Below are 9,997 nucleotides of genomic sequence, written 5' to 3'. Positions count from 1 at the left end.
CCATCGCCCAACAGGGTGCGGTGGCCTGAACGTCAGCCTCACGCAGACCCAGGACGGTTCAGCATGTCCCGCGGCCGGGACAACAACACCGCCCACATCGCCACCGAGACCGCCGTCGAGGACCCGGCTGACGGGCGCGCCGACCAGACCGTGCGCCGGGACCCGGTCGCCGCGCTCGCCGCGGTCCTCGACCCTGACGGGCGCACCGAGCAGCTCTCCGCGCTCGCCACCGCGACCCGCTCGACGGACGAGACGGAGTCGGTCCGAACGCCAGCCGAGCTGCTCGCCGACGCCGCGCAGCTCGCCGCCACCCACCGGACCGCAACGTGGCTGGACGACCTCGCCGCCGACGGCACGCTGTCCATCCGTGACCGGGCCCGGATCGCGGCCGAGGACGGCGCCGCCTCGCTCACCCGCGTCCTGCGCTCAGCCGAGCTGGCCGGATACGACCCGCGGCAGGTCCTCGCCGACGCCATCGCCGACAGGTCCCTGGAAGGGGTCCGCAACGCCACCAACGTCATCTACTCGCGCATCACCGACAGGTACCGCTTCGATCCCATCACCGGCAGTTGGGCTGAGCGCACCCCTCGCGTGGGCGATCCGGAGTGGCAGGCCTACCTCGACCGGCTCGCCGAGGCTGCGGACGACCGGACTGCGCGGCTGGCGGACGCCGCGGTCGCGGACCCGCCGGGCTGGGCGGTGCGCGAGTTCGGCGGGCCCCCCGCAGACCCGGTCGATCTACGCCGGTGGCGCTCCGACGTGGGTCGGGTCGAGGCGTACCGGGAGCTGCGCGGCCACACCGGCGACACCGATGCGCTCGGGCCGGCGCCTGCGCCGGGCCAGGTAGAGGCGTTCGCGGCCTACCGGGACGCTTGGCGGGCCCTCGGCCGACCGGAGATCGACCGCGACGAGGTCGAGATGTCCGACGGCCAGCTCCGCATGCGGATCCGGGCGGCCGAACGTGAAGCCGCGTGGGGGCCCCGCTACGTCGCCAACGAACTCGCCGGAACCCACCAGGCCGCCCAGACCCAACGACACAGGGCCGCGATGCTCGCTGCCGAGGCCGACCTCGACGGTGCCGACCGCGAACAGCTCACCGGCCAGAGCCGGGACGCGACCGCGCTCGCCGAGACCCTCGACAAGCGTGCCGCCGAACTCCAGCAGCTCGACGACGCGCGCGCCCGGTGGCTCGCCCACACCGCGGGAACCCGAGCGGCCGGGGAACGCGCCCAGGTCGAACTGGCCCAGCGCCATGCCGACGACACCGACCAAGACCCTCAGGTCACCGCTGAGGAGTGGCTGGCCGCGCACCGCGAAGCCCAGATCGAGGACGAGCGGCACCGCGACATCGTCGCCGACTACGAACTCGACGACCACCGCGACGCCCCCGATCTCGAGCGCGTCGATTTGGTGGTGGACATCCGCGAGACCGCCGCGGGCGAGGGACGCCTTCGCCACGAGGACGCGGTCCGGGTCCCGACGGCCGACGAGACCTCGGCAGCGATCGACCGGGCCCATCGCGCCTTGGCCGAGATCCACGCCCGCGACATCTACGACGACAGCCGGGAGGCCGAGGAGCTCGCGGCCGAGGCCTGGCGATCGCCGAGTCGCGACGCCGCAGAAGAGCACGAGGCGATCGACGACAGTGCCCGGAAGTGGACGTGACCTCAGCGAGCGGCGACCGGCATCAGAACGGGTGCCGAGCCCTGTACCCGCCACGCCCACCGCAGCGCCGCCGCAACGGCCTCGACATAGCCCGGCTGCGTGACGACCAACGCCGAAGCCACGGGGCGGGCGAGCAGCTTCTCCGCCACCAGGTACTCGGCCTCGATCGCCTCCTCGAACGCGAGGACGGCGCGATCGGTGACCGGAGCCGGGGTCGGAATGCGCCGCCCGTTCGACGCCTGACTAACCGCGCGGGCCAGCCAACGGCACGTCAAAGCCACCCCAGCCGGAGCCCAGTCAAGGACCCCGCGCTCGCCGTTGGCCGCGTTCAGCTCCTCCGCCGCAGTCCAGAGCGCGCCGAACTCCCCGCGGGGCACCCGAAGGTTGCCCGGCGGAATCCGCTGCAGATCGCGCTCGGTCACGCGCACCCACCCAGAGTCCCACAACAGGCAGGCATCTCGACACCGCTGACCGGAGACGATCATGGCTGATCAACTGATGCGTGCCGCCCTGGAGCACGCCGCTCGCGGCTGGCACGTCTTCCCCCTGCGACCCGGGGACAAACGGCCCGCCATCCGCGAGTGGGAGGCGAGGGCGACCACCGATCCCGCACGGATCCGCAAGGCCTGGTCCCAGCAGCCCCGCCTGAACGTTGCGATCGCCTGTGGCCCTGCGGGTTTGGTGGTTCTCGACCTGGACACCTCCAACCACGGCTCGGTCCGCCCGCCGGAATGGGACCGCCCCGGCATCCGGGATGGCGTCGACGTGTTGGCCGCGCTCGCTGCCGACCACGACCAGCCGCTGCCGTGGGAGACGCTGTCCACACAGACCCCCTCCGGAGGCGAGCACTGGTACTTCACCGCGCCCGATGCCTACCGCATCAAGAACAGTGTCGGCCGGCTCGGGTGGCTCATCGATGTTCGTGCGACCGGCGGCTACGTGGTGGCCGCGGGCTCGGTGGTGCGGGGGCGTCGGTACCGCAGCAACGACCACGACAAGGTGGCACCTCTGCCCACGTGGATCGCCGAGCTCCTGCAAGACCATGCGGCGACACGGGCGGATCTGGGTCCAGTTCTGGACATCGTCGGCCGTCGATCGCAGTACGCCGCGGCGGCACTGCGGGGCGAGATCGACCGAGTCCTTGCTGCAAGCCGGGGGAGCCGCAACGCCACCTTGAACAAGGCGGCGTTCGCGCTCGGGCAGCTCGTCGCCGCAGGGCTGATTCCCGACGGGCTGGCCCGCTCCGCGCTGGCCGAGGCGTCTACAGCCGTCGGGCTGTCGGCGAGCGAGGCGGACCGCACGATCCGCTCCGGTCTGACCGCCGGTGCCCGGCAGCCCCGTACGACCTCGATCGGGAGTGATCGACTGTGACGCAGCGCCGCAGCGCCCATGACATCCTCGCCGGCCTCGACACCGACCACCGACTCGCCGTCCTCCACGGCGACGACGCCCCGCAGCCGCAGGGGTGGGATGCGGATCCGATCCCGCTCACCCCACGCCGTCTGGTGCCGCCCTTTCCGGTCGATGCGCTCCCGCCGTGGGTGGCGGACATGGTGTTGGCGGTCGCGGAGTTCACCCAGACCCCGCTCGACCTGCCCGGGTGCCTGGCCCTTGCGGCTTTGTCGACGGCCGCGGGTGGGCGAGCGGAGATCGAGGTCCGGCCGGGCTGGCGGGAACCACTCAACCTCTACACGGTGGTGGCGATGCCGCCGGGCTCGCGCAAGAGCGCGGTGTTCGCCGCCATGACCTCGCCGCTGCTCGAGGCGGAACGCCAGCTTATCGACGCCGCCCGCCCACGGCTCATCGAAGCGGACGTGGCCCGGAAGATGGCGGGCAAGGAGGCGGAGCGGCGCGCGGCGGACGGGGCGAACCTGCGGGACCCAGCCGCCCGGGCCGAGGCCCTGGCCGCAGCCACCGATGCGGCGTTGCTGGCGGAGAGGCCGGTGGCGGCTCTGCCGCGGTTGATCGCCGACGATGTCACCACCGAGGCCGCAGCCTCGCTGCTGGCCGAGCAGAACGGGCGGCTCGCGGTGCTCTCGGCCGAGGGTGGAATCTTCTCCACTCTCGCCGGGCGATACTCCAGCGGCGTCCCCTCGTTGGAGGTCTTCCTCAAAGGCCACTCCGGGGACCTGCTGCGGGTGGACCGCAAGGCGGGGGCCGCGATGTGCTCGGCGGCGCCGGTCGAACGTGGAAGACCGCCTCGCGGTCGGTCATGGTTCCCACGTTCACCGAGGACGGCCTGCACCTTTCCGTCTCGCTTGCCGAGCCCGCCCCGTCTGGCAGTACTCACCCCAGCCGGTGGGGACGTGGCGGCCGGGATCCTCTGGGCGGTCACTGCGCCAGAGCGTGTGAACGTCGGCGACGTCCTGTACATGCCGCTCAACCAGCGCGACTGGTAAGCACCGAATCTTCCTCGGATCGGAGATAACGATGAACACAACAACCGACGCGGCCTACCCCTACGACCCCGAGCTCGCTCGGATCGTCCCTACCCTCCCGGTCCTCGACCCCACCCACCTGAGCGCGACCCGCAAGTTGATGGCCGACATGTTCGCCGGGATGCCCGCCCCCGACACAACCGGGATTGACGTCACCGAACGGTCCGTGCCGGGCCCCGAGGGCGCCCCCGACGTCACGCTGCGGATCTACCGGCCCGAGCAGCGGACCACGGACGGCGTGATCTACAACGTGCACGGCGGCGGGCTGATCCTCGGCGATCTCGACACCGACCACGCGCGCAATGTCTCGCTGTGCCGTGAGCTCGGCACCGTTCTCGTGTCGGTGGACTACCGCCTCGCCCCCGAGCATCCCTACCCCGCTGGGCTGGAGGACGCCTATGCCGGCTTGGTCTGGACGGCCGCGAACGCCGCGGAGCTCGGCGTCGATCCGCAGCGGCTCGTCCTGCACGGCGCGAGTGCGGGGGGCAACCTCTGCGCGGCGTTGGCGCTGCTCGCCCGTGATCGAGGCGGTCCCGCGGTCGTCTTCCAGTTCCTCGGTGTCCCTCAGGTCGACGATCGGCTCGACACCCCCAGCATGGCGCTGACTGACGTCCCATTCTGGACCCCGGAGGCCTTCGCCACCGCCTGGCGCTACTACATCGGGCATCTCGAGGGAGACGTGCCGGGCTACGCCGTACCCCTGCGGGCGGAGGACCTGTCCGGTCTGCCGGCTGCGTACATCTCCGTCATGCATCTGGACCCGCTTCGAGACGGGGGGCTCGCCTACGCTCAGGCGCTGCTGCAGGCGGGGGTCACCGTCGAGCTGCACCTGTTTCCCGGAACGTTCCACGGGTCCGTCTTCGCCGATCAGACGGCCGTCAGCCAACGGGAGCTCGACGAGGAGCTCGCCGTCCTCCGCGCAGCGTTGTCGTCCTGACCGGAGCGCCTTCGCGCGGTGCTGAGGAGGGGAGATGAGAAGCACGGGACGGCGCTTCTCATTTCCCCTCGAGCAGCGATTACCTGCCCTGTCTCGACGAGGACACGTTCAAGAGCAACGTTGACCCGCAGAACTGTGTCTTGCTACTTTCCGGAAGGAGGGTAGGTCGCCATCTTCGATGGCGTGATCAACACATTTCGAACCCCTCCTGACACTTCGTCCGCAGAACGGCAGTATAGGGGTTGACGACATGCCCGTAGTCTTTGTGCACGGGAATCCAGAGACGTCCGCAGTATGGGGTCCGCTGCTCGAGGAGCTCGATCGGTACCACGTCATCTGTCTGTCTCCACCCGGATTCGGGGCGCCGGTGCCGCCCGGCTGGAAGGCGTCGATCCTGAATTATCGCGACTGGTTGATCGCCGAGCTGGAGCGCATTGGTGAGGCCGTCGATCTCGTGGGGCACGACTGGGGCGGCGGCCATGTGCTGAATGTCGCGATGGCGAGGCCGGATCTGCTTCGCAGTTGGTGCTCGGATCTGTTGGGCTGCTTCGATACCGACTACAAGTGGCACCCGGACGCGCGTGTCTGGCAGACGGCAGACACGGGGGAGGCCGCCGTGGCCGCGCTCGTGGCGGATCCGTGGTCGAAACTCGCCAGCCTGGTCCAGCAGCGTGGCCTTCCCGACGTCATTGCGCGCCACTTCGCCGAGCACATCGACGAGGTGATGGGGGACTGCATCCTGCGCCTCTACCGGAGTGCCGCTCAGCCGACCATGGCGAACCTCGGCGCCGACCTGTCACTCGCCTCTGCCCGTCCCGGGCTCGCGGTCATCGCCGAAGCCGACCACAATGTGGGCGATATCGAGATGCGCGCTCGTGCCGCCGCCCGGGCTGGCGCGCAGGTGGCGCGGCTCGACGGGCTCGACCACTGGTGGATGGCCGAGAACCCGCGCCGAGCAGCCGACGTTCTTCGCGTGTTCTGGCACAGCGTGTCCTGAATTCGGTCTCGCCGCGCGGCAGGTAGCCCCCGCGCGGCGAGACCGAGGCCTATGAGGAGCTGCTCGCCGCCGGAGCCGGGATCGCCGGCGGCGATGCGACCGTTCGCGAGGACCGAACGAGAGCGACCGCGCAGATCGCGGACACCACAGCAAGGCCCGCGACGCAGAGCGCGAAGAAGTGGACGCCGGAAGAAGCCACGACGAGCGTCGCCAGGAACGGCGTGAACCCTCCGACAACATTGCCCAGCTGCATCCCGAGCGAAATCCCGGAATAGGCGACCGTGGTGTCGAAGCTTTCCGTGAGCAGGACTGGGAAAACGCCCGCGGCGAGGCCGTAGGACAGGCCGAAGACGAGGATGTAGCCGAGCAGCAGGATCACGACGGATCCGCTGCCGACCATGGAGAAGAAGAAGGGCAGGGTCACGGCCATCGCGAGGGCGCCGCCGAGGTAGAACGGCAGGCGCTGCCCGAAGCGGTCGGTGAGCGCACCGGCCAGGGGCATCCACACAAGCTGGATAGCCGAGGCGACGAGGACTCCGGTGATCGGCTGCCAGCCGGGTACCGATGTCTGCTTGGCGAAGGCCAAGCTGTAGGTGCTGGAGGTGTACGCAGTGGCAGACACGCCGGTGACGAGGCCTGCGGACAGGATGATCTGAAGCGGGTAGCGACGAAGAACCTCAAGGAGTGGCGCCTTGGGCACGGCGTTGGCCGCTTTGGCGCGCTGGAACTCCGGGCTCTCGTCGAGGTTGCGGCGGGTTGCGATACCGACGACGACCAGCAGCGCTCCGGCCCAGAACGGAATCCGCCAGCCCCACGTCTGAAGGGCGACCGGGTCGAGCCTGCTCACGGCCAGGAAGGCGAGGTTTCCGAGGAGCAACCCGGCGGAGATCCCGCTGTTCGGCAGAGCCGCGTAGAGGCCACGACGGCTCGGCGCGGCGTGCTCGGACGCGAGCAGGACCGCGCCGCCCCATTCTCCGCCGAAGGCCAGACCCTGGATCAGGCGAAGCAGCGCGAGCAACAGCGGTGCCCAGAAGCCGATGGTGGCGTACCCGGGCAAGCAACCGATCAGGACCGTGGCCGTGCCCATGATCAGAAGGGTCACGACGAGGACGTTGCGCCGCCCCCATCGGTCACCCAGGTGCCCGAAGAGCATGCCGCCGAGCGGCCGAGCGACGAAGCCGACGCCCAACGTCGCGAAGGCCGAGAGCAAGCCCACTGTCGGGCTGACCGAGGGGAAGAAGACGGGCCCAAACACAAGGGCTGCCGCGAGGCCGTAGATCGCGAAGTCGTAGAACTCGAGCACGCTCCCCGCCACGCTGGCCACAGCGGCACGGCGAGCCTGGTGCGACCGGGTCCGAGGACCGTCCGCCTTGGAGGGTTGGGACATCTCGCAGCTCCTTCATTGGCGCTCCGGTGGGGGTACTCAGGAGGCCAAGTACTTCACAATATGAAGAGGCGCCTCAGAGTATGAAGAACCTAAGGCCGGGCAGCCCGGCCGTCAAGAGGTCCACGTGCTTCACTATTTGAATACTTGCGCTTCTATGTGAAATGCGGTGTGATCTCTTCATGCACAAGGTGGCGCCGTCGCTGCCAGGGAGGAGCATCGATGGACACCGTCGTCGTCACTGGCGGCGCTTCCGGGATCGGGCGGCAGATCGCGCGCCAGTGCATCCAGGACGGCCGCACCGTGGTCGTGCTCGATGCCGACCGCGCCGCAGTCAAGGTGGTGGCGAAGGAGTTGGACTGCACTGCCGTCGTTGCCGATGTTGCCGACTCGGACGTTCTTGACCAGGTCTTCGCCGAGGTGGCGGGCAGGTTTGGTCCGATCACGGGGTTGGTCAACAGCGCGGGCCTGAATCGCCCGGGCCCGAGTGCGGGGTTGCCGCTCGAAGACTGGAAACTTGTCATCGACGTTGACCTCAGCGGTACGTACTACGCCTGCCGAGCGGCTTTCCGGCACTTCGCCGAGACCGCGAGCATCGTCAGCCTCGGTTCCGTCCTTGGACTGCGAGCGCGTAGGGGCCGCGCGGCCTATGCCGCCGCCAAGGCGGGCATCGTCGGCCTGACGAAGGTGCTGGCGGTCGAGTGGGCGGTGCACGGGGTGCGTGCCAACGTCGTCGCTCCGGCTTGGACTGATACCCCCAGTCTGCAGCGTCAGTTCGAAAGCGGGGAGATGTCGCGGGAGGCGCTGTCGGCTGCGATACCTGCTGGTCGGGTGGGGCGCCCGGAGGACGTCGCGTCTGCGGTGGGCTATCTGCTCTCGACCGAGGCGCAGTTCATTACGGGGCAGACGTTATACGTGGATGGTGGCTACACCTGGGCCGGCTGATCGGCATCGGGAAGCTCGGATTCTACAGTCGAAAGGGACGAGAGGAGCGCTTGAAATGTCGACGATCGCGGTGGGCCGCACGGCGGTAATTACCGGCGGCGCGTCCGGCATCGGGCTGCGGATCGCACAACGGTTGCAGAAGGCCGGGGTCGGGGTCGCGGTGCTGGATCTGCCGGGGGCAGCTCTTGACGCTGCTGGCGACGAGTTCAGCGCTGCCTGCGCAGTGGACGTGCGCGAGCCCGAGCAGGTCCAGGAGGCGATCGACACCGCCGCTCACCGATTGGGTGGCCTCGACACGCTAGTGCTGAGCGCCGGAGTGATCGACGTACGCCCGTTGACGGAGGTGAGTCCGGTCGACTGGCGTCGTGTCATCGACGTCAATCTCACCGGCGCCTTCTTGTCCATTCAAGCTGCGGCGCCCCGACTGGTCGCCAGCGGCCGGGGGCGGATAGTCGGCATCGCGTCGGATGCCGGGCGTAAGGGGGCTCCGTACCTGCAGGCGTACTGCGCGTCGAAGTTCGGCCTGATCGGCCTCGTCGAGTCGGTCGCCTCGGAGCTCGCTCCACACGTGACAGCCAACGCCGTCTGTCCCGTGAGCACTCCGGACACGGGAATGGGTCGACAACTCCTGGCGATGAAGACCGAGTGGACGAGCCGGTCCGCGGAGGAAGTCCTCGCAGATGTCGCGACGCAGTTCCCCATGCAGCGTCCCGGCACGCCCGACGACGTCGCAGGGGTGGTCGAGTTCTTGATCTCCGATGAAGCGTCCTTCCTGACGGGCACGGCGATCGACATCGACGGTGGCTCCTCGCTGCACAAGATCCCTGGCGTGGCGAGCAGGTAAGACGTTCAGGCACCGGCGAACTCGCTCGTGGCCGCCCGGAGTGCGTCCAGATACGTGTCGCGGCGGGAGGAGAAGCGCTCGACCGGGGCCGAGATCGTGTAGCAGCCGAGGAGAACGGTGTCGCTCCAGACGGGTACGGCGACGCACGCGACCCCTTCGGAGAACTCCTCGATCTCGGTCGAGTATCCCTCTCGCGCGACTCGTGCCAATTCTTTCCGGAAGTCATCCGGGTCGACGATCGTGTGCGGGGTTGCGGGCTCGAGAGGATGCATGGCGAGGTAGCGCTCGCGCTCCTCCGTGGTCGTGAAGGCCAGCAGGACTTTCCCCGACGCACGCGCGTTGGCGGCGCCCCCGTACCCGGTGCGCAGGTTCGCGACCTGGACGGCGTGTGTTCCGGAAAGCTGGGCGAGCACGACCGGCTCTCCGTTTCTCCAGGCGCTGAAATAGGCGGTTTCTCCGGTCGCAGTGATTATTCCGCGCAGAGGTGCCACGAGTTCCGGCGGCGGGGACGACTGCCTGGCATGCGCGGCGCTGAGCACGTCCATCGCGACGCCGAACATGTAGGTCTTGCGCTCGTCCCGAGCCAGGAGTCCGGCGTCGACGAGCGTGTTGAGCAGGTGGTAGGCGGTCGGTACCGACGTGCCGAGCTCCTCGGCGAACCGGGTCGCCGAGCGCTCCTCCTCGGGGAGTCTTGCCACCAGCCTCAGCAGCCGGGCCGCACGGCTCACCGACTGGATCCGCGTACCTTTGCGATCCTCCATCGCTGGCTCCTGTTCTGTGCCGACCG

Annotated in this window: 10 protein-coding genes; 7 read left to right on the top strand and 3 right to left on the bottom strand. The window is 69.3% G+C overall.

What is annotated here, in order from left to right; translation table 11 throughout:
- The first annotated feature begins 63 nt into the window (after positions 1 to 63).
- A complete protein-coding gene (locus ABD993_RS20180) occupies positions 64 to 1,665 on the top strand; it encodes a hypothetical protein (RefSeq protein ID WP_345420611.1) in 1,602 nt (533 codons plus the stop codon).
- 2 nt (positions 1,666 to 1,667) lie between these two features.
- On the opposite strand, the gene ABD993_RS20175 is transcribed toward ABD993_RS20180, so the two are convergent.
- Positions 1,668 to 2,093, bottom strand: a complete 426-nt coding sequence (locus ABD993_RS20175; protein WP_345420608.1) for a hypothetical protein — start codon at positions 2,091 to 2,093, stop codon at positions 1,668 to 1,670.
- 55 nt (positions 2,094 to 2,148) lie between these two features.
- Here ABD993_RS20175 and ABD993_RS20170 point away from each other — a divergent pair, with 55 nt between their 5' ends.
- The 4 genes from ABD993_RS20170 (at position 2,149) to ABD993_RS20155 (ending at position 6,037) form a co-directional block, all read left to right on the top strand.
- The gene (locus ABD993_RS20170; protein ID WP_345420605.1) at positions 2,149 to 3,036 is read left to right on the top strand and encodes a bifunctional DNA primase/polymerase; all 888 of its coding nucleotides are present in this window, start codon (positions 2,149 to 2,151) and stop codon (positions 3,034 to 3,036) included.
- Positions 3,033 to 4,064: a DUF3987 domain-containing protein gene (locus tag ABD993_RS20165; protein WP_345420602.1), complete on the top strand. Its 1,032-nt coding sequence runs from the start codon at positions 3,033 to 3,035 to the stop codon at positions 4,062 to 4,064. Before ABD993_RS20170 ends, ABD993_RS20165 begins: the two co-directional genes overlap by 4 nt.
- Before the next feature lie 31 nt (positions 4,065 to 4,095).
- Positions 4,096 to 5,040: an alpha/beta hydrolase gene (locus tag ABD993_RS20160; RefSeq protein WP_345420599.1), complete on the top strand. Its 945-nt coding sequence runs from the start codon at positions 4,096 to 4,098 to the stop codon at positions 5,038 to 5,040.
- 250 nt (positions 5,041 to 5,290) lie between these two features.
- The gene (locus tag ABD993_RS20155) at positions 5,291 to 6,037 is read left to right on the top strand and encodes an alpha/beta fold hydrolase (protein ID WP_345420595.1); all 747 of its coding nucleotides are present in this window, start codon (positions 5,291 to 5,293) and stop codon (positions 6,035 to 6,037) included.
- Between the two features lie 49 nt (positions 6,038 to 6,086).
- Here the strand turns inward: ABD993_RS20155 and ABD993_RS20150 are convergent, their stop codons facing one another.
- On the bottom strand, positions 6,087 to 7,424 hold the full coding sequence (locus tag ABD993_RS20150) for an MFS transporter (RefSeq protein WP_345420592.1): 1,338 nt from the start codon (positions 7,422 to 7,424) through the stop codon (positions 6,087 to 6,089).
- A gap of 219 nt (positions 7,425 to 7,643) precedes the next feature.
- Between ABD993_RS20150 and ABD993_RS20145 the strand changes: the two genes are divergently transcribed.
- Positions 7,644 to 8,366, top strand: a complete 723-nt coding sequence (locus ABD993_RS20145) for an SDR family NAD(P)-dependent oxidoreductase (protein WP_345420589.1) — start codon at positions 7,644 to 7,646, stop codon at positions 8,364 to 8,366.
- A 55-nt stretch (positions 8,367 to 8,421) separates the two neighbouring features.
- Positions 8,422 to 9,210, top strand: coding sequence for an SDR family NAD(P)-dependent oxidoreductase (locus ABD993_RS20140; RefSeq protein WP_345420586.1), 789 nt, complete (start codon positions 8,422 to 8,424; stop codon positions 9,208 to 9,210).
- Positions 9,211 to 9,215: 5 nt separating this feature from the next.
- Here the strand turns inward: ABD993_RS20140 and ABD993_RS20135 are convergent, their stop codons facing one another.
- A complete protein-coding gene (locus tag ABD993_RS20135) occupies positions 9,216 to 9,971 on the bottom strand; it encodes an IclR family transcriptional regulator (protein WP_345420579.1) in 756 nt (251 codons plus the stop codon).
- Positions 9,972 to 9,997 lie beyond the last annotated feature (26 nt).

The organism is Pseudonocardia xishanensis (assembly GCF_039541715.1).
Classification (GTDB): domain Bacteria; phylum Actinomycetota; class Actinomycetes; order Mycobacteriales; family Pseudonocardiaceae; genus Pseudonocardia; species Pseudonocardia xishanensis.
This window is presented reverse-complemented; position numbering and strand designations above follow the sequence as displayed.